The organism is Sphingomonas sp. PR090111-T3T-6A (genome assembly GCF_000383095.1).
Lineage (GTDB): Bacteria > Pseudomonadota > Alphaproteobacteria > Sphingomonadales > Sphingomonadaceae > Solisphingomonas.
In genome coordinates this window covers 18,024-41,669 of sequence record NZ_AORL01000022.1, presented here as the reverse complement: position 1 = coordinate 41,669, position 23,646 = coordinate 18,024, and the positions used below count along the sequence as shown (strand labels likewise).

The following is a 23,646-nucleotide window of genomic DNA, read 5'->3' as shown; positions in this document are numbered from 1 at the left end:
TCCGCCGCCGCCTAGAAGCCAGCCCCGATGGCAAATGGTGAAACGATCCTCGTAACCGGCGTGTCGGGCTTCGTCGGCGCGGCGGTGGCGCGCGTGATGGCGGCCGAAGGCTGGCGCGTGCGCGGCCTCGCAAGGGCGACAAGCCCCGCGACCAACCTCCAGAACTTCCCCGGCGAGATCGTCCGCGGCGACATGCTCGACCGCGCCTCGATCGAGCGCGCGCTGGAGGGCTGCACGGCGCTCGCCCATGTCGCGGCCGACTATCGCCTCTGGGCGCCCGACCCTGAAGAAATCGTCCGCCACAATCGCGAAGGCACGCGCGCCGTGATGGAAGCAGCGCTGGCGGCGGGCGTGAAGCGCATCGTCTACACGAGCAGCGTCGCCACCATCGCGCCTCTGGACGGCGGCGCTGCGGGCGAGGACCGGCCGCTCACCGAGCAGACCGCGATCGGCGCCTACAAGCGGTCCAAGGTGGTCGCCGAGCGGCTGGTCGAGCAGATGGTGGCCGAGCAGGGCCTGCCCGCCGTCATCGTCAATCCCTCGACCCCGATCGGCCCGCGCGACGTGAAGCCGACGCCCACGGGGCGCATCCTCGTCGAGGCGGCGACCGGCAAGATCCCGGCCTTCGTCGATACGGGGCTCAACCTCGTCCATGTCGACGATGTGGCGCGGGGGCATCTGCTGGCGTTGGAGAAAGGCGTGCCGGGTCGTCGCTACATCCTCGGCGGGGAGGATGTGTCGTTGCAGGAGATGCTGGCCGAGGTCGCGCGCCTCGTCGGACGCAAGCCGCCGACCATCCGCCTGCCGCGCCTGCCGCTGATGCCGCTGGCGGTGGTGTCCGAGGCGTGGGGGCGGGTGACGGGACGCGAGCCGATGCTCACCCGCGATGCGCTGCGCATGGCGAAATACCGCATGTTCTTCAGCTCGGAGCGGGCGAAGGCCGAACTCGGCTATACCGCCCGGCCGTGGCAGGCGGCAGTGGCGGATGCGATCGGCTGGTTCCGGCAGGAAGGCATGATCGGATGATGCTGATCGGCCTTCTGTCGCTGCTTGTCTGGCTGGGGATGCTCGTCTTCCGCGACGGCTTCTGGCTGGCGCGCGACACCGATGCGGGCATGGCGCCGGCCCCCGCCCACTGGCCGAGCGTCACCGCGGTCGTCCCCGCGCGCGACGAGGCGGCGGTGATCGGGCAGGCGATCGGCTCGCTGATCGCGCAGGACTATCCGGGCGCGTTCCGCATCGTGCTGGTCGACGACGGCAGCAGCGACGGCACTGCCCAGATCGCCCGCGGGGCGGCGGCGAGGCTGGGCTCCGATCGGCTGACCGTGATCGCGGGCTCGCCCCCGCCCGCCGGCTGGACGGGCAAGCTCTGGGCGATGCGCAATGGCATCGAGCAGGCAGGCACCGCGCCCGACTATCTCTGGCTCACTGACGCCGACATCGCGCACCGGCCCGACACGCTCCGCTCGCTGGTCGCGCGGAGCGAGGCGGAGGGCCTCGTGCTCAACTCGCTGATGGCGGAGCTGCTCTGCTCCACCTTCGCCGAGAAGGCGTTGATCCCGGCCTTCGTCTTCTTCTTCCAGATGCTCTACCCCTTCGCCCGCGTGAACCGCCCGGCTGCGAAGATGGCGGCGGCGGCGGGTGGCTGCATGTTGGTGAGGCGTCAGGCTTTGACGGACGCTGGCGGCGTCGCGATGATCGCCGATGCGATCATCGATGATTGCGCGATGGGCGCGACCATGAAGCGGCAGGGGCCGATCCGCCTCTCGCTCACGCGGCGCTCGGCGAGCATCCGGCCTTATGGCGGATGGCGCGAGGTCGGCATGATGATCGCGCGTTCGGCCTATGCGCAGCTCGGTTACTCGCCGTGGCTGTTGATCGGCACGCTGATCGGCATGGGGCTGGTCTATATCGCGCCGCCGCTGCTGGCGCTGTTCGGGCATGGCGGGGCGCAACTCGCAGGTGCTGCGGCGTGGCTCGCCATGGCCGTTTGTTTCCAGCCGATGCTGCGCTTCTATCGCCGGTCGCCCTTGTGGGGGCTTGCGCTGCCCCTGATCGGCATGTTCTACGCCGGCGCGACCTGGTTCTCCGCCTGGCGTCACTGGCAGGGACGCGGCGGCATGTGGAAGGGACGGGCGCAGGCCCGGATGCAGCAATGACCGCTTCGACCGCCGCCGACCTCGCCTCGGGCAAGGGCCACACCGACGAGAATTTCCCCGTCGCCTCGGTGCTGATCGCTCCGCAATATCGCGCGCCGGTGATGGCGTACTACCGATTCGCGCGGCTGGCCGACGACATTGCCGATCATGAGACCGCGACGCCGGCCGAGAAGCTCGCCCGGCTGGAGGCGATGCGCGCCGGCATCACCGGCGAATCCGACGCCGAGCCGAGCGCGGTGGCGTTGCGCGAGGTGATGGCCGAGCGCGGGCTCGATTCCGTCCACGCGCTCGACCTGCTGGAAGCCTTCCGCCGCGACGTCACCAAGCTGCGCTATGAGAGCTGGGACGATCTGATGGACTATTGCCGCTATTCGGCGATGCCGGTCGGCCGCTTCGTGCTCGACGTGCATGGCGAGAGCCGCGCGACCTGGGCCCAGAACGATGCGCTCTGCGCGGCGTTGCAGATCATCAACCACCTCCAGGATTGCGGGAAGGATTTCCGTACCATCGACCGGGTCTATCTGCCCCAGGATCTGATGAAGGCGGCTGGCGTGAAGGTCGAGGAACTGGGCGCGGATCGGGCTTCCCCGGCGCTCCAGCAGCTCCTCTCGGCGTTGGCCGAACGTTGCCAGCATCTGCTGGCGGAGTCGGCCCCCTTCGCGCGCTCGATCCGCGATCGGCGGCTCGGGGTCGAGGTGGCGGTGATCCAGCGCCTCGCCGTCAGCCTCTCCGCGCGCCTGCGCCGCCGCGATCCGCTCAGCGAGCGCGTCCATCATGGCAAGGCGGAGGCGCTGTTCCTCGCGTCGGGTGCGGCGCTAGGACGGCTGGTGGCGTTCTGATGGCCACGCAGACACAGCCCGCCGCCGCCGGCTCCTCCTTCTACGCCGGCATGAAGGTGCTCCCCAAGGCGGAGCGTGAGGCGATGTATGCGGTCTATGATTTCTGCCGCATCGTCGACGACATCGCCGACGATCAGCAGGGCGATCCGGCCAGCCGCGCGGTGGCGCTGGACCGCTGGCGGACCGATCTCGACAGCCTCTATGCGGGCGGCGATCCGGGCGTGGCGGCGATGCTGGTGCCGCATGTCCGCGCCTTCGGCCTCAAGCGCGCCGATTTCGAGGCGGTGATCGACGGCATGGCGATGGACCTCGCGCGCGACATCCGCTTCCCGGCGATGGACGAGCTCGATCTCTATTGCGACCGGGTGGCGTCGGCCGTCGGGCGGCTCTCGGTGCGCATCTTCGGCATGGACGAGACGCCGGGCATAGACCTGTCGCACCATCTCGGCCGCGCGCTCCAACTCACCAACATCCTGCGCGACATCGACGAGGATGCGGGCATCGGCCGCGCCTATCTCCCGCGCGAGGCGGTCGAGGCGCAGGGTATCGCGATCGGTGCCGACATTGTGGCCGTCATCAATGATCCCCGTATCGACGGTGCGGCGCGCATCGTCGCGGAGCGGGCCAAGCTGCATTATGCCGAGGCGCACCATATTCTTAGTCTCCGCCCGCGCGGCCATCTGATCGCGCCGCGGCTGATGGAGGCGGCTTACTCCGAGCTGCTCCGCCGGATGCTCAAGGCGGGCTGGACCGCGCCGCGTGCCCGCGTCCGCCACAACCGGCTGGCGCTCGCCTGGACCCTGATCCGGCTGCGGCTCGGGCGGTGAGGCGGGCGCATGTCGTAGGCGCGGGGCTGGCGGGGCTGTCCGCCGCCGTCGCGCTGACCGAGGCCGGGTTCGCCGTCACGTTGAGCGACGCTGCGCGACAAGCGGGCGGCCGCTGCCGCTCCTATCGTGATCCGCAGCTTGGGCTGGTGATCGACAACGGCAACCACCTCGTCCTCTCGGGCAATCACACCGTCCGCGACTATCTGGCGAAGATCGGCGCGGGGGACCGGCTCGCCGGGCCGGGCGAGGCGCGCTTTCCCTATATGGACGTGGTCTCGGGCAGGCGCTGGGAGCTGCGTCCCAATAGCGGGCCGCTGCCATGGTGGATTCTCGCCGGAAACCGCCGCGTGCCGGGGACGAAGCCGGGCGACTATCTTGCGCTCGCCAAGCTGCTCAAGGCGCGGCCCGATCAGCGTATCCGCGATGTGCTGCCGACGGAAGGCCCGCTCTGGGAAGGCTTCCTCGTGAACTTCCTTGTCTCGGCGCTGAACACGCCGGCGGCGGAAGGATCGGCCGCGCTGGTCGGCGCGGTGGTGCGCGAGACGCTGGCGAAGGGTGGTGCGGCCTGCTTGCCCCTCGTCGCCGAGCCGACGCTGGCCGCTGCCTTCGTCGAGCCCGCGCTGGCGTGGCTGGAGGCGCGGGGCGCCACGATCCGGCTCGGCCGCCGGCTGCGCGCGGTGGGGTGGGACGAGCGGCGCGTCGCCGCGCTCGACTTCGCCGATGGCCGTGAGGATGTCGCGCCCGGGGAGCCGGTGATCCTCGCGGTGCCGGCATGGGTCGCGGCCGATCTGATCGCCGGCCTTACGGTCCCCGATCAGCATAATGCCATCGTCAACGCCCACTTCCTCCATCCCGCACCGCAGGGCGCCGCGCCCATCACCGGCGTGATCGGGGGGACGGCGGAGTGGGTGTTTGCTTTCCCCGACCGGCTCTCGACCACCACCAGCGCGGGCGACCACCTCCTCGACGAGGATCGCGAGGCGCTGGCGGCCCGGCTCTGGGCGGATGTCGCAAAGGTCCACGACCTCTCCGCAAGCCTCCCCCGCTGGCAGCTGGTCGTCGAGAAACGCGCCACGTTCGCGGCCACGCCCAAGCAGGATCGCCGCCGTCCCTGCGCCCAAACGAAATGGGACAACCTGTTCCTGGCTGGCGACTGGACGAAAACCGGGCTACCGGCAACCATCGAAGGCGCGCTCCGGTCCGGATGGACGGCGGCCGCGCTTGCCCACAGGATGGAGACCGGAACTGTTGCGTGCTGACGACCTTGCCGAAGGACTGCCTACCGATCCGCTCGACAGCGTCGAGGCGGCGATCGGCCGTGCCGCCGAGGCCCTGACCAAGGCCCAGCGCGAGGACGGCCACTGGGTGTTCGAGCTGGAGGCCGACGCCACCATCCCGTCCGAATATATCCTGCTGCGCCATTATCTCGGCGAGCCCGACGATCTGGAGCTGGAGGCCGCGATCGGCCGCTATCTGCGCCGCATCCAGGGATCGCATGGCGGCTGGCCGCTCTATCAGGACGGCGCGTTCGACATCTCGGCGACGGTGAAGGCATACTACGCGCTCAAGATGATCGGCGACGACATCGACGCGCCGCACATGGCGCGCGCTCGGGCCGAGATCCTGAAGCGGGGCGGGGCGGGGGCTTCCAACGTCTTCACGCGCATCCAGCTCGCGCTGTTCGGGGCGGGCAAGTGGAGCGTGATCCCGGAGATGCCGGTCGAGCTGATCCTCGCGCCCAAGAATTTCCCGATCAACCTCTATCGCATGTCCTATTGGGCGCGCACCGTGATCGTGCCGCTGCTCGTGCTGGCGGCGAAGCGTCCGGTCGCGAAGAACCCGCGCGGCGTGAAGGTGGACGAGCTTTACGCACCCGGTCGCCACATCCTGAAGCGCGCGCTGCCGGGCAAGTGGGTGTGGGAGACGGGCTTCGGCGCGCTCGACATCGTGCTGAAGCGCGGCCGTCGCTTCTGGCCGAAGAAGCTCCGCCAGAAGGCAATCCAGGCCTGCGTGGATTTTGTGGTCGAGCGGCTGAACGGCGAGGACGGGCTCGGCGCCATCTACCCGGCGATGGCGAACAGCGTGATGATGTTCGATGCGCTCGGCTACGCGCCCGATCATCCCCACCGGGCGATCGCGCGGGAGTCGGTCGAGAAGCTGCTCGTCCGCCGCGAGGATGGCGAGGTCTATTGCCAGCCGTGCGTCTCGCCGGTGTGGGACACCGCACTCGCGGCGCACGCGATGCTGGAGGCGGGCGGTGAGGCGGCCGAGGCGTCGGCGGTGCGCGGGCTCGACTGGCTCAAGCCCCGCCAGATCCTCGATGTGAAGGGCGACTGGCAGGAGACGCGCCCCGATGTCCGCCCCGGCGGCTGGGCCTTCCAGTACGGCAACGATCATTACCCGGACCTCGACGACACCGCCGTAGTGGTGATGGCGATGGACCGCGCGCGGCCGACGCTCGGCGACCGCTATGACGAGGCGATCGAGCGCGGTGTCGAGTGGAATGTCGGCCTCCAGAGCAAGGACGGCGGCTACGCGGCCTTCGACGCCGACAACATGCATTTCTACCTGAACGACATCCCGTTTGCCGATCATGGCGCGCTGCTCGATCCGCCGACCGCCGACGTGACCGCGCGCGTCGTGTCGATGCTGGCGCAGGTCGGCGAGCCGCTCGACAGCCCGCGCATGGTGGCGGCGCTCGACTGGCTGAAGCGTGATCAGCATGCCGAGGGGAGCTGGTGGGGCCGCTGGGGCGTCAATTATATCTACGGGACGTGGTCGGTGCTGTGCGCGCTGAACGCGGCCGGGATCGATCCGGCCAACCAGATGATCCGCCGCGCCGTGCGCTGGCTGGTGCAGATCCAGAACAGCGACGGCGGCTGGGGCGAGAGCTGCGACAGCTATGATCTCGCGCGGAAGGGCCATGAGCCGGCGCCCTCCAACGCCTCGCAGACGGCCTGGGCGCTGCTCGGGCTCATGGCGGCGGGCGAGGTCGACCATCCGGCGGTCGGGCGCGGCGTGGCGTGGCTGGAGCGCCACCAGGCCGACGACGGGCTGTGGGGGCAGGAGCATTATACGGGCGGCGGTTTCCCGCGCGTCTTCTATCTCCGCTACCACGGCTATCCGAAATATTTCCCGCTGTGGGCGCTCGCCCGCTATCGCAACCTCAAGCGCGGCAACACGCGGCGCGTATCCTACGGCATGTGATGATCCTGATCGCGACAGGCATGAAGCGCGAGGCCAAGGCCTTGAAGCGCGAGGGGGTTCAGGTCGTCGCAGGCGGCACCGATCCGGTGCGGCTGGAGGCCGAGCTGGAGGCGGGCGTCGCGGCAGGGGCCACGGCGATCCTGTCGATGGGTCTGGCCGGCGCGCTGGCACCCCGAATGGAAGTGGGTGACTGGGTGGTCGGCACCATTTCGCCGTCCGGCATGGAGCGGCGCGAATGGAGCGTCGGCGCCGGCGCCACCAAGCGCGAGCACAAGCCGCTCGGACAGGCCCCTTCGCGCAAGACCGAGGCGTCCAGGGCGTGGATCAATCGTGTCGCGGCGGTGCTGCCGGGCGCGATCGTCGGGCGCATCCATGCGGACGGCGACATGGTGGTGACGGCGCGGCAGAAGGAGGATCTGCACTTCTCCACGCGCGCCTGCGCCTGCGACATGGAGAGCCACATCGCAGCCCGTGTGGCCGAGCGGCACAATCTGCCCTTCGTGGTCGCCCGTGTGATCTCGGACGCCGCCGACCGTACGCTGCCGAGAGCGGCGCAGGTGGCGATGGGGCCGGACGGCGGGGTTCGGATCGGGGCGGTGCTGCTCGCGATCCTGACGCGGCCGTGGCAGCTCCCCGCGCTGATCGGCGTCGCGATGGACGCCGACCGCGCGATGCGGAAATTAGTCCGCGGTTACAACATGCTTGGACGCGCCGGGTTTGTTCTTGGCGATCAGCGCTAGCTCGCGCTCGACATGGCTTGAATAGACGTCCTCGGCCGGGCGCGCCGTGCTGAGGTCGATATCCTGCGCCATCGGGCCGGTGGTGCGGATGCCCTTGCGGCCGGCGTTGAACATCTTGAGCGGGTGACGGATCGCGTCGGTCGCAGCCGTGCCTTCGAAGCCGCAATGGACCATGCAGTTCGAGCACTTCTCGTACTTGCCGACGCCGAACTTCTCCCATTCGGTGCCTTCCATCAGCTCGGAGAAGGTCTTCACATAGCCTTCGCCGACGAGGTAGCACGGCTTCTGCCAGCCGAAGACGGTGCGCAGCGGCATCGACCAGGGCGTGCACTGGTAGCTCTGGTTGCCGGCGAGGAAGTCGAGGAACAGCGGCGAGTTGGTGAACGCCCAGTTCTTCGCCCCGTTGCCGCGCGAGAAGACGTCGCGGAAGAACTTCTTGGTGCGCTCGCGGGTGAGGAAATGCTCCTGATCCGAGGCGCGCTCATAGGCGTAGCCCGGCGAGAGCGTGATCTCGACGTCGAGGCGCTTCATCTCGTCGAAGAAGGCGGCGAGGCGGGCCGGATCGGCGCCGTCGAACACCGTGCAGTTGACCTGCACGCGGAAGCCCTTGGACTTGGCCATCTCGATCGCCTCGACCGCGACCTCATAGGTGCCCGCCTGATCGACCGCATGGTCGTGCATCGCCTTGTCGCCATCGAGATGGATCGACCAGGTGAAGAACTTGTGCGGCTTGTAGTCGTCGATCTTCTTCTTGAGCAGCAGCGCGTTGGTGCACAGGATGACGAGCTTCTTCTTCGCCAGATAGCCCTCGACGATCTTGGGCATCTCGCGGTGGAGCAGCGGCTCGCCGCCCGCGATCGAGACGGCGGGGGCGCCGCATTCGTCGATCGCGTCCATGCACTGCTGGAAGCTCAGGCGCTGGTTCAGGATCGCGTCCGGATAGTCGATCTTGCCGCAGCCGGGGCAGGCGAGATTGCAGCGCAGCAGCGGCTCCAGCATCAGCACGAGCGGATATTTGCCGCCCTTGATGTGCTGCTTGACGGTGTAGGCGCCGATGCGCGCGGTGACGGCGAGGGGGAGGCCCATATTAAGTCCTTAGGCTACGCGAGCGCGCTGGGGCAGGCGATCGAGCGCCGGCGGCAGGCGGAACTGCACATTCTCTTCGAGGCCGTCGAGGGTCTCGACGGTGACGGAGGTGACCGCGCGGATCGCGGCGATGACGCTCTGCACCAGCTCTTCCGGGGCCGAGGCGCCGGCGGTGAGGCCGATCGTCTCGACGCCCTCCAGCCAGCGCGGATCGAGCTGCGACCCGTCGGCGACGAGGAAGCTGGGCTTGCCCATCTCCTCGCCGATTTCGCGCAGGCGGTTGGAGTTGGAGCTGTTCGGGCTGCCGACGACGAGCAGCATGTCCGCATGTTCGCACAGCTCGCGCACCGCCGACTGGCGGTTCTGCGTGGCGTAGCAGATGTCGGCCGTGTCCGGGCCGGTGACGTCGGAGAAGCGGGCGGTCAGCGCCCCGATGATCGCGCGGGTGTCGTCGACCGAGAGCGTGGTCTGCGTGATGTAGGCGATCGGCGCGTCGAGCGCGAGCGGCAGGCTCTCGACCTCCTCGGGCGTGCCGACGAGATGGACCTCGCCGTCGATCTGGCCGAGCGTGCCCTCCACTTCCGGATGGCCGGCATGGCCGATCAGGACCAGCGTGCGCCCCGCCTGAACATAGCGCCGGCCCTGGATATGCACCTTGCTCACCAGCGGGCAGGTCGCGTCGATCACGGGCAGCCCGCGCGCTTCGGCGTCCGCCTGCACGGTGCGGCTCACGCCATGCGCGGAGAAGATGGTGACGGCGCCGGTCGGCACCTCGTTCAGCTCCTCGACGAACACGGCGCCCTTGGCCTTCAATGTGTCGACCACATGACGGTTGTGAACGATTTCATGACGGACATAAACGGGCGCCCCCACCCGATCCAGCGCCTGATCCACGATGTCGATCGCGCGGATGACGCCTGCGCAAAAGCCACGGGGTTGGGCGAGAAGCACCTTTACCATCAATATCTCCAGGCGGGTATGGCGCGCACACATAGTCGCTTCGCCGCATCGGCGAAAGGTCACAGCATGCAACCTTTCGGCTCGACCCTTGTTCAGAGCCGGTTATGACGCCATCCGCGATGAAGCTGCGCTGACCAAAGGATGACGACCGTGACATACAAGACACGCATGGCCGCCGCGCTGGCGCTGATGGCGATCCCGGCTGTGGCGCAGGCGGAGCCCGGCGATTCGGCGGGACGGATCGGGGCTTATAACGATGCCGTGATCTCCGTCATGAAAGCGAAGCTGCCGCTTGCCGGCCGCGCCGATCGCTTCGAGACGATCGTGAAGGCCTATTACGACATGCCCGGAATTGCGGCGCTGGTGGCGGGGCCGGCTTGGGCGAGCGCGTCGGCGGCGGACAAGGCGGCGGCGATTCAGGCGCTGACCCGGCATTCGGCGGTGTCGCTGGCGCGCAACTTCACCAGCTATTCGGGCGAGAAATTCTTGGTCGACCCCAAGGTGATCGAGCGCGGGCCGGATCGGGTGGTGAAGGTGACGATCGGCACCGACACGCTCTTCTACCGGATGCGCCAGTCGGCCGGCCAGTGGAAGATCGTCGACGTGATCTCGAGCGGCGTCTCCAACCTCGCGCTCCAGCGGGCCGATCTGGCGTCGACCATCCAGAAGGGCGGCCTCTCCGCGATGGCGAAGCGGCTCGGCCAGCTCGACGCGGTGAAATAAGCTTCCGGGGGGACGTCAGGCGCGGCGTTCGCGCTTGTTGTCCCCCAGCAGCGCCGGCTCGAAGATCAGCGCGCAGACCAGCGTCCAGGCGAGCGAGATCATCAGGATCTTGCCCATGCTGGCGGTGCCCGGATGGCGCGACAGCCAGAGCGATCCGAACGCGCTCCCTGTCGCCAGCGCCGAGAAGAACACGGCGCGGGCGAGCGGCGACTGGATGAGATCGCTCGCCCCGCTCCGCCACGCCATCACGAAATAGATGTGGAAGGCGACGCCCACCCCGAACAGCAGCGGGAAGGCGATGATGTTGGCGAAGTTGATCGGCTGGCCGATCAGCACGCACGTCCCGAGCGTCAGGAAGCCTGACAGCACCACCGGCGCCAGCGTGAACGCCACCTCGCGTATATCGCGCAGCACCGCATAGAGCAGCAGGCTCACCGCGAGCAGCGCCAGCAGCCCCGCCTCGACAAAGGCCATGGCGACGGTGTGCGCGGCGGCCTGCGTCGAGACGGCCGTGCCGGTCGCCGAAGGCGCGACATGGCGGACGGCGCGGACGAAGGCGGCGAGCGCCGGTCCACTGCGATCGGTGCCCGCGGCGACGAGCTGGACGCGGGCCTGCCCATCCTTCGCGATCCAGTCCTGCCTGATCTCGGGCGGGAGGGTGTCGACCGTCACCGGCTGGGCGGCGAGCGCCGAGCGCATCTGGTCGAGCATCGTGTTCAGCGGCGGCACCAGCATCGCGGTCGCCGCGGTGCGGGTTGTCTCCGGGGCGCTGGCGAGGCGCTGGAAGGCATCGGCGAGGTGGCGGGCGTCGGCGTCCGCGCGGGTCTGGCCGGTGGCGGCGGTCCGCAGGCCATCGGCGGTGTGGCGCAGCGCCGCGACCGTCTCGGCATCGCCGGGCGGTGCGGCGGGCGCGAAGGGGTTGAGCGTGAAGTCCAGCAGCGCCGAGGCATTGCCGATCAGGGCGAGCTTGGGTTCCTGATCCTCGGGCACGAAGCTCGCCGCGGTGACGGCGTGGCCGACCTCGGGGAGCTTGGAGAGCGTGTCCGACAGCGCCTGCGCGTGCGTCAGGTCGGTGGCGAGGATGTCGATCGTGTTGGGGTCGCGATCGGGATCGTGGACCAGATCGGAGAGAGTCGCCATCGCCTCGCCGTTGGGATTGCGCAGGTGAAGCGGGTTGAAGTCGAAATGGACGAAGGCGAGGCTGGCGATGCTCGCCACCATCGACACGCCGAACACACCCAGCACGCGCCTGCGGCGGCGCATCAGGAAGGCGTCGACCGGCGCGAGGCTGGGGTTGCCCAGCTCTGCCTGCGGATGCCCCGGCTTGAGCAGCATCAGCAGCGCGGGGAGTAACGTCACCGACAGCGCCAGCGCCACGACCATGCCGAGGCCGGCGATCACGCCCAGCTCCGCGATGCCGACATAGGCGGTCGGCAGGAAGGCCATGAAGCCGAGGCACACCGCGCCCGCCGCCAGCAGCAGCGGCGCGCCGAGCGCGCGGGCGGCGGCGCACATCGCGGCGGCATGGTCCTCATGCTCCAGCCGCTCGGCCTGGAAGCGCACGCCGAGCTGAATGCCGAAATCGACGCCGAGCCCGACGAAGAGCGGGATGAAGGCCACCGAGATCAGGTTGAGCTGCCCCACGGCGGCGAGGCCGATGGCGGTGGTGACGACGAGGCCCGCGATCGTGGTGACGAGGATCGTGCCGACGATCTTCCACGAGCGCACCGCCAGCCGGAGCGTCAGCAGCATCGCCGCGACCATCACCGCGCCAACCAGCCACGCATGGTCGGCGAGGCTGGCGAACTCCTCGTCGGCGAGCGGCACCGAGCCGGTGAGGCGGATCGTCACGCCATGCGCGGGGTCGAGGCCGAGCCCGGCCGCCGCCGCGCGCACCGCGTTGGTGGCCGGCTCGCCCGGCATCAGCGAACCATAATCGAGCACCGGCGTCGCCAACACGAGGCGACGTTTCGGTGCGGCGAGCGAACCCTTGTCGCTGCCAAACAGCGCCTGCCACGAGAAGAAGGCCGGCTTGCCCTTCGCCTGCGTGTCGAGCGCGTCGGCCAGCGCCGCCATCGGCCGGTCGATCTGGGCGAGCGTCGCATCGCCGCGCGCGACGCCTTGCAGCATCGTATCGAGCGCACCCGCCACGCCACGCAGCGAGGGATCAGCGGCGAGCGGCCCGAGGAAGGGCTGGGCGTCGATCATCTGCTTGGTCGCGGCGGCGACATCCGCCTCGCTGCCGAACAGCAGGCCCTCGCGCGCGAAGAAATCGCCGCCGTCCGGGCGGGTGACGCGGCGGAAATGGGCGGGGTCGGCGGCCATCTTCGCGGCGAGGCCGGCGGCGGCGCGCTCGGCCAGCTCGGGCGTCCGGCCGTCGATCACCACCAGCACGGAATCGCCGTTCTGTGGGAAGGCGGCGTCCATCTTCTTCTCGTTCACGCGCCAGCCGACGGTGTCGGCGATCAGCGCCGAAGTGTCGGTCGTCATCGCGAAGCGGTCGGCGGTGAAGAGGACGGCGCCCAGCGTCAGCAGCACGGCCGTCGCCACCACCCACCACGGGCGGCGGCAGGCAAGCGCGATGAGGCGATCGAGGGAACGGATCATGCCGGCGCCCTCAGAGGAAGCTGCGCAGCGCAAGCGTGATGCGCTGCCGCTCGCTGCCATGATCGAAGGCGGCATCGGCGAATTTGGGCGGGCTCATATGGACGGGCGCGTCGCGCGAGAAGCCGAGCGGCTCGGTCGGGATGCCGAACAGCGCGCGGTCCACCTTCCCGTTGCCGTTGCGGTCATGGAAGACCTGCGCGGCATAGCGGCCGGGCGGCACGTCGGGCACGGTGACGACGGTGGTGCCGATCGTCGCGGGCGCCTCGGCCGAATAGGGGCAATCCTCCTTCAGGAACTTCTCCTGCGGGCAGATGTCGACATGGATGCGCCCTCGCGTGGAGGTGACGTTGGTGACGGCCACGTCGATGGCGGCGGCCTGCGACGGGGCAGGCACGGCCAGCAGGGCCAGCAGCGGAAACAGCGCAAGGGGCGTCGACATGGCCTTCCCCCACCACAGAATCTCCCGCCTGTCGAGCCGCTTGGGCGCGTTCAGAAGCTGAGCACGACGCTCACCGTGTCGGTGTAATGGCCCGCCGGCGGGGTGGTCTGGGCCGGGTTGACGCCGATCCTGTAGGTCTGCTGCTGGGCGGGCGAGACGAGGCCGGTGCCCTTGCCGCCATTGGCCTGGTTGGTCTGCGGATTGCTCTGGTCCCAGATGGTGACGCCGTCGGGGAGGTAGATGTTGTACTGGAGGCTGTGGCCGCCGGTGTCGCTCATCGCCCGCCATGGTCGCGCGCTGTTGTTGCCGCCGGCGGTGAAGGACACCTGATAAATGCTGCCCTTGGTGCAGTCGGTCAGCACCGCCCTGGTGGCCATGCTGAACTGGCTGGCGAGCGGCGCGCTGCCGAGGCTGACGTCGTTCGCGGTGATCTTGCAGTCGGGATTGACCTTGAGCGTCACCACGATCGTCGAGGTGCCCGTGCCGGTGTCGGAGGTGACGCACACCACCACCGCCACGATGCAGATGTTCCAGCTCCAGGCGACCGTCAGCGTGTCGGTATAGGTGCCGGCGGCGACGTTCGGGCCGGCGGCGAGTTTCATATACGTCATCGGCGTGAAGGTGCCGCCGGTCAGGATGCCCAGCGAGAGGAGCGAGCTGCTCGTATAATTGACCGTCCCGCCCTGCGTGAACGGGATGGTCCCCGCCTGATCGGCCGAGACGCTGAAGGGGATGGCGTCGCCGCCGGGGCCGGCCATGAGCTTGAAGCCGTTGGCGCTCGTCATCGTCGCGTTCGCATAGTTGGTGCCGAGCAGGCTGATCGACGAGGCGTTGCAGGTGAGGCCCGCCTGTCCGCCGATCGCTGGGATGGCCTGTGCCTGCACGTCGTAGGAGGAGGAGGGCTGGAAGGTGAAGGCCGGCGAGGAGACGGTGCAATAGGACGCCGCCTCTGCCGCGCCGGGCAGCAGCACCGCCAGCATCATCGCGAGGAGGAGGCGGGCGAGCGTCACCGGCACGGCACCGGCCCGATCTGCGCGAGCGGCTTCGCATCCGCCGGCAGCAGCACCTCCGCGCGGCAGCGCACGCCGTCGCGGCGGAGCACCGACAAGGTCGTCCGGCCGGGGATGTCGTCGAGATAGACGATGCCGTCCCAGCCGATCTCGGTGTCGGCGGCGTCGGCGCGCCTGACGCGCCCGCCGGGCGCCAGCGGACGGCCCCGCTCGTCCACCAGCGTCACGGTGGCGCTGTGGACGGTGCGGATTCCCATCCGCACGAGCGCTCCGGTGCCCTCGCGGAGCGCGATACGCTGCTCCACCGTCGTCGCGACGCGGTCGGCGGGCAGGCCCAGCGTGTCGATGGCGAAGCGGCCGGGATGGTAGGAGGTGATGACCGGCACGAAGAGATGGCCGCGCCTGTCGGTGACGCCCATCGGCTGGTTCTCGTAGGAGACGGGCACGCCCGGCGTCCCGTCGGTGGAGACGACGGCGAAGGCGTCCGACACCTGGTTGGCGGCGAACCAGTCACGGTCCATCACCACCAGCGCGCCGGTCGCACTCAGCCATTGCGAGTTCTGGCCCTGCGCGAAGGCGCCGCCGGCCTGCACCTCCACCGCCGGCCCGCGCCAGGTGAGCGTGCCCTGCCCATAAGCGCGGCCATGCTCGTCGGAGGCGAGGCCGGCATTGGCGCCGAAACCGCCCTCGCTCGGCACCGAGCGGGCATAGTCGATTTCGCCGAGGAGTCCCCGACTTGGATCGTGGCTGAGGCCGGCGCTCATCGTATTGCGGCCGAACGGCACGATCAGGCGGAGCTGCGCGCTGCTGCTGTGCGCGGCGAAGTCGTGGTCCGCGCTCAGGAGCAGGCTGGCGAAGCGACCGAGCGAGCGGGAATAGGAGATCGAGCCGATCCGCGTGCGCGGGCCGGCGAGCGTGCGCGCGTCGATGAAGGCGAGGCCCACGCTGCCCTGCCGGTCGAAATTGACGCTCGCGACGACGCGGTCGCTGCGCCGCGTGGGGGCAAAGCTCGCGAGGTCGAAGCTGCCGAGGTCGCGATAGGCGCCGGAGCGCTGGTCATGCTCGGCGGCGATCGTGAAGCGGCGCGAGGAGTAACTGTAGCCCACCGTCCACTGGCTGGCGGTGCGCCCGTCGGCATGGCTGGCAGCGGCGGAGAGGGCGAGCGTGCCGATCAGTCCCGGCGACCAGACCAGCCCCGCGCCGCCCAGCGCCAGCCCGCGCGTCGCCTCGCCATGCGCCTCGACCGTGACATGATCGGTGAGCCCGCGCCGCAGCGTGCCGCTGGCCGCGAGTGCGCCATACTGGAAGCTCCGCAGGCCATAGCCGCGGCGCAGGAAGCCGATCTCGGCCGATCCGTCGAGCAGGCCGGGCTTGAGGAGCTGGGAGGAGACATAGAAGGGGATGGTCGTCGCCACCTGCCGGCCGACCGCGTCGGTGGTGATGATGGTGGCCTCGCCCGCGCCGTTCACGACGGGGATGTTGTCGAGCACGAAGCGGCCGGGCGCGACGTCCGCGCCCTGCTGGCGATAGCCGTCGACGAACAGGTCCACGGCGGAGGGCACCGCTGTCTTCCCCGCGAAGCTCGGCAGCGGCATGGTGAGGAGGTCGGGCCGGACGCGATAGTCCCGCGCGATCTGGAGGCCGCCCATCCGAACCGAGGTCGTCCAGGGCAGCGACTGGGTGATGAGGTCGCCCGCCGTGAAGGCCAGCGCATGATCCTCATCGACATAGCGATAGCGCGTGTCGTAGCGCAGATAGCCTCGCGCCGCGGACGAGCCGCCTCCTTCGGTCGCGCGCAGCGTGCCGTCGTTGGAGAGCGTGCCGAGCGGGCCGAACAGCCGCTGCTCGGTCCACAGCGAGGCGGTGGTGAGGCTGCCGCTGCGCTGCACATAGGCGTCGTAGTTCAGCATCGCGCCGACATTGGCGACGGTCGGGCTGCGCTCGCGATTCTCGGCGACGATGTGGTTGGTCGGCAGCAGATCGGGCGAGGCGTCGAGGCGGAGCGTCTGGCCCATGGCGTCATACTGCGCGGTGAGGCCATGCATGTGCGCGACGTTGACCATCCCGCCTCCTGAGATCAGCAGCCCGGCCGCGCGCAGGTCCGCGCTGTTCACCATCTGCTCGCCAGCGCGCAGCATCAGCGGCACCACGTCGCCGGACGGGCGGCCGTTGAGCACGATCTCCACGAACAGCGGCTGGTTGGCCGGCGCCGGGTCGATCGGCGGCAGGCTGGCGGCCGCGATCGCCACCCCGGCCTGTCCGAGCCCCGTGGGCAGGAGGAAAAGGAGGAGAAGGCGCCGCATGGCATCGGTGCGCGGGCTCAGGCGGTCGGCGTCAGGCTGGTGTCGGTGCCGTTGACGTTGACGACGAGCGCGCCGTCGAGCGGCGCATCCGCCGGCAAGGGCCAGCGCATCGTCGAGCCCGCCAGAACATAACCGATGAGCCCGGCCGCGGCCGTCACCGTCCGCCCGCCGCGCACGACGCGCAGGTCGACCAGCCGGGCGTGGATGTCGCCGGTGTTGCGGATCTCGGCATAGGGCTTGCCGTCCACCAGTACGGTGCGCGCGGCGAGGGAGGGTGTGCCGCGGGCGCCCGTTCCGTCATAGGCGAAGAGCGGGATCGAATAGCGCATCTGCACCGCGAGGTGTGCGCTCACCGCATCGGCGCGGGAGGCGTCGATCGGCGGCGGCAGCTCGTCGACCAGCAGGCGATAGCAATGCTCGGCCGGGGCTGCGCCGGTGGTGCGGCGGATGATGCGGACGAGCTGGCGCTGGCCGGGCGCGACATGGGCGATGGGCGGGCTCGGGATCACCTCGTCCTGCCGGTCGAAATGATCGTCCCCGTTCGACTGGTTCCAGGCGAAGGAGCGGATTTGGAGCGTGACGGGGGCAGGGCCGCGATTCTCGATCCAGAGCGCGGTGGCCTTCTCGCCGCTCGCGATGACGGGATCGATCGGCCACAGCACCACCGATCCCGCGTGCAGCGGCGTGGCGGCCAGCATCGCGGCCGCGAGGAAAGGCAGCGCAAGGACGCGGCGTGTCATCACATCAATCCCCCCATGCGATGCGCGCGCTCACCAACTGAGCGTCACGCGAACCGTGTCGGAATAGGTGCCGGCCACCATCGAGCCGGGCAGCATGGCCTTGGCGTGGACGGGAACCGCCATGTGCGAGGTGCCCGCCGGAAAGGAGAGGCCGATCGCCTGGCTCGTCCACGGCGTGGCGCTGCCGTTGGCGTAGAGCTGGTACGGCACCCGCGCGCTGGCATTTCCCGCGATGGCGAGCTGGCGCGTCCCGCCGTTCGGCTGGTTCCCGTTATCGGCCGTGAGGCTGACGGTCAGGCCCGGCGTGCAGTCGATCTGGATGCCGCTCGCCCCGCCCGAGAGCAGGTCGGCCTCGACGGTGCCCGTCGCCGAGCTGGAGACGCTGCCCAGCGCGATGTCACCCCAATCGCCCGATCCGCTGGTCGCGACGAGGCAGCCGTTGACGATGTCGGCCGACACCTGAAAGGCCTTGGTCATCTGCGCCGAGGCCGGATCTCCTGCGAGCAGGCCGATCAGGGCGATCGCGGGATGCCCGAGGCGGCGCATGACGATCGCTTTTTCTCGCTTCCCCCAAAGCTACCAGTTCAGCGTCACCTGGATCGTGTCCGTATAGGAGCCCGCGGGCAGCACCACGCCGCCGCTGTTCACATGGGCGTAGAGCGGCACGCTGAAGGCGGTGGTGGTCGCGGTGCCGAGGCTGATCTGCTGGTTGATGGTGATCTCGTCGGTGGCGCCGGCATCGCTGTAGAGATGATAGGGAAGCATGTTGCTGCCCGACGCCATGCGATGCACGCCGCTGTCGTCGTGCGCGCCCGTGCCGATCGTCAGCGAAGGCGTGAGGCCGGGCGAGCAGAGCACCGAGATGGCGTTGCCGCCGCCGGTGGCGACGAGCTGGGCGCTGGTGTCCCCGAAGATGCCGGACTGGTCGGTGAAGGCGATGCTGCCGATCTGGCCGAGGTTCGAGGCCATCGCGGCCCCGTTAACCATGCAGGACGCGTTGATGTTCAGCGAGACGCCGATCGTGCCCGTCGAGGAGTCGGCCTTGGCCGGCGCGGAGCCCAGCGCCGCCGCAGCGACGGCCAGGGTGGCGAGGCCGATGACGCGGGTCGGTGAATGAAGCTGGAACATGGCATGATCCTGTTGTGCTTGGCAGGATCGAGAAGCGCCCGGCATGGTTAACAAGCCTCTGCGGAAAGGCCGTCGGCCGGGCGATTTAGACTAGGGTCTAGCCTCTTCGGGTGTTTCCCTGGAGCGTCCAAGCTCGGCCAGCGCCTTGCGCGCGGCGATGCGGGCCGCTTCCCATTGCGAGTCTTCGCCTTCCGACACGGCGAGCCAGGTGTTGGAGACCTCGGGAAACCCCAGCGTGCCGGCGATCCCCGCCACCCGATGCGCGCGGGAGCGGCGCTCGCCGGGGCCGTCGGGCGCGGCCAGGGCATCGGCGAGCTGCTCGCGGAAGCGGCCGAGCATCGCGTCGATCTCCGCCTCGCCGAACAGCGCGGCGAGGCGGGCGCTGTCATGTGGCTTCGCCGATGGTCGCCACGGCTCGACCGCGGCAAGCAGCTCGGGCGCGGTGAAGGGCTTGCCGATATAGCCGTCCATGCCCGCGCCATGGAGCCGGTCGGCGGCCTCGGCGTGCGGAAGGGCGGTGAAGGCGATGATGGGCATGGTGCCGCCCTCGCCCCGGATCGCCGCGGCCGTTTCGAAGCCGTCCATGTCCGGCATCTGGATGTCCATCAGCACCAGCACATAAGGGTGCCGGCGCACGGCAAGGATCGCCGAGGCCCCGTCCTCCACCGTGTCGACATGCCAGCCGGCCTGTCCCAGCATCATGCCTGCGATGCCGCGATTAACCGCTTCGTCATCTACAACAAGAATGGATGGATTTTCCACCATCGTATTAATCCAGTTTGTAGCACGACTGTGCAAAACATATTTCTATCTGATGCCCCAATTATGGGCGAATGCTTCATTGAATAGAGACGGAGTTTCTGCAAATTCTGAAGCAAATATCGACCAAGGTAGAGGAAAATGGGGTGCGGGGGCACTCCATTCAGACAGGGGGTGGCGTTTGGCAGCGCGTTTGTTGCTTGCGGATGATCATCCGCTGATCCGTGAAGGGCTGGCTCTCGCCGCGCGCGTCGCCATGCCGGAATTGACGATCGACAGCGTCGGCAGCATTGCCGAAGCAGAGGCGGCCATAGCGCGCCACAAGGGTTATCGGCTTGCGCTGCTGGATCTTATACTGCCGGACGCGCGGGGTTTTTCGGGATTTCTGCGGCTCCAGCACGCGCTGGGCGACGTGCCGATCGTGATCGTCTCCGCCCGCCAGCAGCCGGAGCTGGTGGAAGCGGCGCGCGCGCTCGGCGCGGCAGGCTATCTGTCGAAGGCCCAGCCGCTCGACGAGACGCTGGCCTCGCTGCGGACGGTGCTGGCCGGCAAGACGGTCTTTCCCGCCGGCATCGGCAGCGGGCGGCCGGAAACGGTGGCGGCGCGGCAGCGCATCTCCGAACTGTCGAACGCACAGCTCCGCGTGCTGATGGCGCTGGCGGACGGCCGGCTCAACAAGCAGATCGCCGGAGAACTCGGCGTCACCGAGGCGACCGTGAAGGCGCATATGACGGCGATCTTCCGCAAGCTCGGCGTCACCAACCGCACCCAGGCGATCCTCGCCATGCAACCCCTCCTGGCGGATCGGCCGGACGACCTCCCATGATGGAGGCGCTGCTCGCGCCTGCCGCGCCCGTGCAGCGTCGGCCGTCGCGGACGCCGTTCCTGCTTCTGGGCGTGCTGAGCCCGTTGCTTCTGTTCGCGCTGGCTCTGTGGTTCAGCTTCCAGACGGAGCACCTGCGGACGATGCGGAGCGTCATCCGCACCTCCTTCGAGAAGCGGATCGTTACCAGCGAACTGCTGCGCGAGCTGTCCGGCGCCGAGGCGGCGGAGCGGGGCTATATCCTCACCGGCGACACGGCGATGCTGCGCGATTTCGATCGTTCGCGGCTTCGGGTGGCGTCCGATCTCGCGCAACTGAACGAGCTATATGATGACGAGCCGGTGCAGTCCGAGCGGATCGCGCGGCTCCAGCTCCTGCTCGGCGCCCGGTTCGGCGCGATGGCCGGCGCGATCCAGGGACGCGCGCAGGGGGCATCGGCGGAGGCGGACGCCCGCCTTCCGAGCCTGGACGAGCATCATGAGGGGGACGAGGCGCGCAGCATCGTCACCGCGCTGATCGAGAAGGAGGAGGGCACGATGGCGGCCCGGCTCCAGCTCATCCGGGATCGCAACGCTTCGCTCCAGCGCTTCGTCTGGTCGCTGAACCTGACGGTCAGCCTGATCCTGTTGCTGGCGCTGTGGATGCTCTGGCGCTCGCGGATCGAGCAGCATCGCGTCGAGCTTCGCGCGCATGATGCGGCGGCGCGGCTCCGGGCGATCTTCGCCAGCACCACCGACGCGATCGTGATCCTCAACCCGCAAGGCATGATCGAGGCGGTGAACGCCGCGACCACGCGGATGCTGGGCTATGGCCCGGCCGAGCTGGTGAGCCGCGATGCCTCCACCCTGCTCGACGTGATGGACGGCGAGGGGCATTTCCACACGCGCGTCGGGCTGGTCGACGGGCGGCTGGAGCAGACCGGCTGGCTCGACCGCACCGTCCGCCATCGCGACGGCCATCTCGTGCCGGTGGATATCGGGCTCGGCCTGATGCCGCTGCCGGGCGAGCTGCACATCGTCGCCGCGATCCGGGACATTTCGGAGCGGAAGGCTGTCGAGCGCCTGAAGGACGAGTTCGTCGCCACGGTCAGCCACGAGCTGCGCACGCCGCTCACCTCTGTGGTCGGCTCGCTCGGCCTGCTGCGGGCGGGATCGGTGGGCGAGCTGCCAGACGCGGCGCACCGGCTGGTGGAGATCGCCGAGAACAACAGCCGCCGCCTGATCCGGCTTATCAACGACATTCTCGACATCGAGAAGATCAGCTCCGGCCGCATGCGGTTCGAGCGCGAGCCGGTCGATCTGGTGGCGATGGCGGAGCGCGCGATCGAAGGAAGCCGCGGCCTGGCCGACACCAGGCGGGTGCGGCTGGATCTGTCGGCGCGCGAACGGCCGATCGTCGTGCAGGGAGACGAGGAGAGGCTGCTCCAGGTCGTCACCAACCTGCTGTCCAACGCGATCCGCTATTCGCCGGAGGGAGGCGAGGTGCGGGTGTCGCTGCTGGCGGAGAGCGGCACCGCGCAACTGGCGGTCGAGGATGAAGGGCCCGGCATCCCCGCCGAGTTTCACGATCGTATCTTCGAGCGCTTCGCCCAGGCGCGCCATCCCGCCACGCGGGGTGGCACGGGCGCGATGGCGGGCGCGGGCGGCACCGGCCTCGGCCTCGCCATCTCGCGCGAGATCATGGCGGCCCATGGCGGCCGGATCTGGTTCGGCAGCGCCGATAATGGCGGCGCGCGGCTCACCTGTTCGCTGCCGTTGGCCCACAAGGCGGTATCCCCGGCTCACGAGCAGGGCCGCGCCCGCGTGCTGCTCTGCGAGCCGGAGGAGGGGGAGGCCGCCGCGCTCCGCGCCGTCCTCGATCGGGAGGGGCATATCGTCGATCGCGTCGGCACCGGGCGCGAGGCGGAGGAGAGCATGGCTTCCGGCCGTTACGATGTGATGCTGATCGAACGGACGCTGCCGGATGGCGACGGGCTGGAGACGGTCCGCGCGCTGCGGCGCAATCCGGTGACGCGCGCGCTGCCGGTGATCGTCGTCTCGGGTGTCGGGGCGGAGGCGGGCGGCACGGAGGATGCGCGCCTGACGCTCGATCTGGTCGACTGGTTCGACACGCCGGTCGATCCCGAGCGGTTGCGTCAGGCGATCGGCCGCGCCGTCGGCCATGTATCCTCCGATCGCCCGACCTTGCTGCACATCGACGACGATCCCGACGTGCAGGAGGTGACGGCGATGGCGCTCGCCGATCAGGGCCGCGTGCTGCGCGCGACCAGCATCGCCTCGGCGCGCGCGCTGCTGGCGAACCATGTGCCGGATATCGTCATCCTCGACTTCAACCTGCCGGACGGTTCCGGGCTCGACCTGTTGCCGGAACTGTCCGCCGCCGGCGGGAAGGCGATCCCGACCATCATCTATTCGGCCGAGGATGTCGGCCCCGAAGTGCGGGGGCGCGTCGATGCCGTGCTGATCAAATCCCGACGCTCGCTCACCAGCCTGGCGCATACGATCCGCCAGATCCTGGCCGGCGAGCCTGTTAACGTGGCTGGCTTATGAACGAACCCATGAAGATCCTGTGCGTCGACGACGATCACGACATCCGCACTATCGCGGTGATGGCGCTGGGGCTCGATCCGGGGATGGAGGTGCGCTCCGTCTCGTCGGGCATCGAGATGCTGGCGCTGCTCCGTTCCGCTCGCTGGCGGCCGGATGCGATCCTGCTCGACGTGATGATGCCGGATATGGACGGCCCGGCCGCGCTCAAGGCGGTGCGCGCCTTCGCCGTCTATGCGAATCTGCCGGTGATCTTCATGACGGCGCGCGCCGGCAAGGCCGATATCGAGGCCTATCGCCGGATGGGCGTGCACGGTGTGATCGTGAAGCCCTTCAACCCCATCCGCCTCGCCGACGAAGTGCGCATGATGGTGGACAAACGGGCGCTCGCCCACTGACGGGCGGCGCTCCGGCATCCGGGCGCGACGCGTCAGCTTTCGCGGACGCGCTCGTGGTGGCGGATCACCTCGTCGATGATGAAGCGCAGGAATTTCTCGGAGAAATCGGGATCGAGATGCGCCGCTTCGGCAAGCCCGCGCAGCCGCGCGATCTGTTCGCCCTCGCGGCCCGGATCGGCCGGTGGCAGCCCGGCTTCCGCCTTGTAGCGGCCCACCGCCTGGGTGACCTTGAACCGCTCGGCCAGCAGGAAGACGAGAGCCGCGTCGATATTGTCGATGCTCTCTCGATAGCGCTTGAGCGTGTCGTCGGTCATCGTGCGTGCGTCCTCCGGCAAAATCCGCCGTTCTCTTC

At 69.2% G+C, this 23,646-nt stretch carries 22 protein-coding genes; 11 read left to right on the top strand and 11 right to left on the bottom strand.

The features are described 5' to 3' along the window. Nucleotides 1-27: 27 nt before the first annotated feature. Genes hpnA through ST3T6A_RS0115910 form a run of 7 tightly spaced genes read left to right on the top strand, consistent with a single transcriptional unit; the run spans nt 28 to nt 7,772 of the window. Complete coding sequence (hpnA, locus tag ST3T6A_RS0115940) at nt 28-1,026, top strand: hopanoid-associated sugar epimerase (protein ID WP_026359782.1); 999 nt, start codon at nt 28-30, stop codon at nt 1,024-1,026. Then, the gene (locus tag ST3T6A_RS0115935; RefSeq protein WP_019833949.1) at nt 1,023-2,159 is read left to right on the top strand and encodes a glycosyltransferase; all 1,137 of its coding nucleotides are present in this window, start codon (nt 1,023-1,025) and stop codon (nt 2,157-2,159) included. The genes hpnA and ST3T6A_RS0115935 overlap by 4 nt, the downstream gene beginning before the upstream one ends. Further along, a complete protein-coding gene (gene hpnC, locus ST3T6A_RS0115930; RefSeq protein ID WP_019833948.1) occupies nt 2,156-2,998 on the top strand; it encodes a squalene synthase HpnC in 843 nt (280 codons plus the stop codon). Before ST3T6A_RS0115935 ends, hpnC begins: the two co-directional genes overlap by 4 nt. Further along, nucleotides 2,998-3,825, top strand: coding sequence for a presqualene diphosphate synthase HpnD (gene hpnD / locus ST3T6A_RS0115925; RefSeq protein WP_019833947.1), 828 nt, complete (start codon nt 2,998-3,000; stop codon nt 3,823-3,825). Before hpnC ends, hpnD begins: the two co-directional genes overlap by 1 nt. Then, a complete protein-coding gene (gene hpnE, locus ST3T6A_RS21880) occupies nt 3,822-5,084 on the top strand; it encodes a hydroxysqualene dehydroxylase HpnE (protein WP_019833946.1) in 1,263 nt (420 codons plus the stop codon). The genes hpnD and hpnE overlap by 4 nt, the downstream gene beginning before the upstream one ends. Next, a complete protein-coding gene (gene shc, locus ST3T6A_RS0115915; RefSeq protein ID WP_019833945.1) occupies nt 5,074-7,032 on the top strand; it encodes a squalene--hopene cyclase in 1,959 nt (652 codons plus the stop codon). Before hpnE ends, shc begins: the two co-directional genes overlap by 11 nt. Beyond that, nucleotides 7,032-7,772 carry a phosphorylase family protein gene (locus tag ST3T6A_RS0115910; protein ID WP_019833944.1) on the top strand — a complete coding sequence of 247 codons (741 nt, stop codon included), beginning with the start codon at nt 7,032-7,034 and terminating at the stop codon, nt 7,770-7,772. Before shc ends, ST3T6A_RS0115910 begins: the two co-directional genes overlap by 1 nt. On the opposite strand, the gene hpnH is transcribed toward ST3T6A_RS0115910, so the two are convergent. Both hpnH and ispH read right to left on the bottom strand, forming a co-directional pair. Next, nucleotides 7,713-8,858, bottom strand: a complete 1,146-nt coding sequence (gene hpnH / locus ST3T6A_RS0115905; RefSeq protein ID WP_019833943.1) for an adenosyl-hopene transferase HpnH — start codon at nt 8,856-8,858, stop codon at nt 7,713-7,715. The genes ST3T6A_RS0115910 and hpnH overlap by 60 nt on opposite strands. 9 nt (nt 8,859-8,867) lie before the next feature. After that, nucleotides 8,868-9,818: a 4-hydroxy-3-methylbut-2-enyl diphosphate reductase gene (gene ispH, locus ST3T6A_RS0115900; RefSeq protein WP_019833942.1), complete on the bottom strand. Its 951-nt coding sequence runs from the start codon at nt 9,816-9,818 to the stop codon at nt 8,868-8,870. Between the two features lie 150 nt (nt 9,819-9,968). Here ispH and ST3T6A_RS0115895 point away from each other — a divergent pair, with 150 nt between their 5' ends. After that, nucleotides 9,969-10,541: an ABC transporter substrate-binding protein gene (locus ST3T6A_RS0115895; protein WP_235785831.1), complete on the top strand. Its 573-nt coding sequence runs from the start codon at nt 9,969-9,971 to the stop codon at nt 10,539-10,541. Between the two features lie 15 nt (nt 10,542-10,556). Here the strand turns inward: ST3T6A_RS0115895 and ST3T6A_RS0115890 are convergent, their stop codons facing one another. From ST3T6A_RS0115890 to ST3T6A_RS0115855, 8 genes are all read right to left on the bottom strand, one after another. Next, a complete protein-coding gene (locus ST3T6A_RS0115890; RefSeq protein ID WP_019833940.1) occupies nt 10,557-13,148 on the bottom strand; it encodes an MMPL family transporter in 2,592 nt (863 codons plus the stop codon). A gap of 10 nt (nt 13,149-13,158) precedes the next feature. After that, on the bottom strand, nt 13,159-13,587 hold the full coding sequence (locus tag ST3T6A_RS0115885; RefSeq protein WP_019833939.1) for a DUF2141 domain-containing protein: 429 nt from the start codon (nt 13,585-13,587) through the stop codon (nt 13,159-13,161). A gap of 50 nt (nt 13,588-13,637) precedes the next feature. Then, complete coding sequence (locus ST3T6A_RS20430; protein WP_157602942.1) at nt 13,638-14,597, bottom strand: spore coat protein U domain-containing protein; 960 nt, start codon at nt 14,595-14,597, stop codon at nt 13,638-13,640. After that, complete coding sequence (locus tag ST3T6A_RS0115875) at nt 14,594-16,900, bottom strand: fimbria/pilus outer membrane usher protein (RefSeq protein ID WP_019833937.1); 2,307 nt, start codon at nt 16,898-16,900, stop codon at nt 14,594-14,596. Before ST3T6A_RS0115875 ends, ST3T6A_RS20430 begins: the two co-directional genes overlap by 4 nt. Nucleotides 16,901-16,917: 17 nt before the next feature. Beyond that, nucleotides 16,918-17,640, bottom strand: coding sequence for a fimbrial biogenesis chaperone (locus ST3T6A_RS0115870; protein WP_019833936.1), 723 nt, complete (start codon nt 17,638-17,640; stop codon nt 16,918-16,920). Nucleotides 17,641-17,670: 30 nt separating this feature from the next. Further along, the gene (locus tag ST3T6A_RS0115865) at nt 17,671-18,186 is read right to left on the bottom strand and encodes a Csu type fimbrial protein (protein ID WP_019833935.1); all 516 of its coding nucleotides are present in this window, start codon (nt 18,184-18,186) and stop codon (nt 17,671-17,673) included. Between the two features lie 30 nt (nt 18,187-18,216). Further along, nucleotides 18,217-18,768: a Csu type fimbrial protein gene (locus tag ST3T6A_RS0115860; protein ID WP_019833934.1), complete on the bottom strand. Its 552-nt coding sequence runs from the start codon at nt 18,766-18,768 to the stop codon at nt 18,217-18,219. Nucleotides 18,769-18,858: 90 nt separating this feature from the next. Continuing rightward, entirely contained in the window at nt 18,859-19,533 is a 675-nt protein-coding gene (locus tag ST3T6A_RS0115855; RefSeq protein WP_083937554.1) for a response regulator, read from the bottom strand. A gap of 190 nt (nt 19,534-19,723) precedes the next feature. Here ST3T6A_RS0115855 and ST3T6A_RS0115850 point away from each other — a divergent pair, with 190 nt between their 5' ends. The 3 genes from ST3T6A_RS0115850 to ST3T6A_RS0115840 are packed head-to-tail and all read left to right on the top strand — an operon-like array spanning nt 19,724 to nt 23,294. Then, complete coding sequence (locus tag ST3T6A_RS0115850; RefSeq protein WP_235785828.1) at nt 19,724-20,353, top strand: LuxR C-terminal-related transcriptional regulator; 630 nt, start codon at nt 19,724-19,726, stop codon at nt 20,351-20,353. Next, the gene (locus tag ST3T6A_RS0115845) at nt 20,350-22,899 is read left to right on the top strand and encodes an ATP-binding protein (protein ID WP_083937550.1); all 2,550 of its coding nucleotides are present in this window, start codon (nt 20,350-20,352) and stop codon (nt 22,897-22,899) included. The genes ST3T6A_RS0115850 and ST3T6A_RS0115845 overlap by 4 nt, the downstream gene beginning before the upstream one ends. Next, nucleotides 22,896-23,294, top strand: coding sequence for a response regulator (locus ST3T6A_RS0115840; protein ID WP_026359773.1), 399 nt, complete (start codon nt 22,896-22,898; stop codon nt 23,292-23,294). Before ST3T6A_RS0115845 ends, ST3T6A_RS0115840 begins: the two co-directional genes overlap by 4 nt. Nucleotides 23,295-23,326: 32 nt before the next feature. Here the strand turns inward: ST3T6A_RS0115840 and ST3T6A_RS0115835 are convergent, their stop codons facing one another. Further along, entirely contained in the window at nt 23,327-23,608 is a 282-nt protein-coding gene (locus ST3T6A_RS0115835; RefSeq protein ID WP_019833929.1) for a chorismate mutase, read from the bottom strand. Nucleotides 23,609-23,646 lie beyond the last annotated feature (38 nt).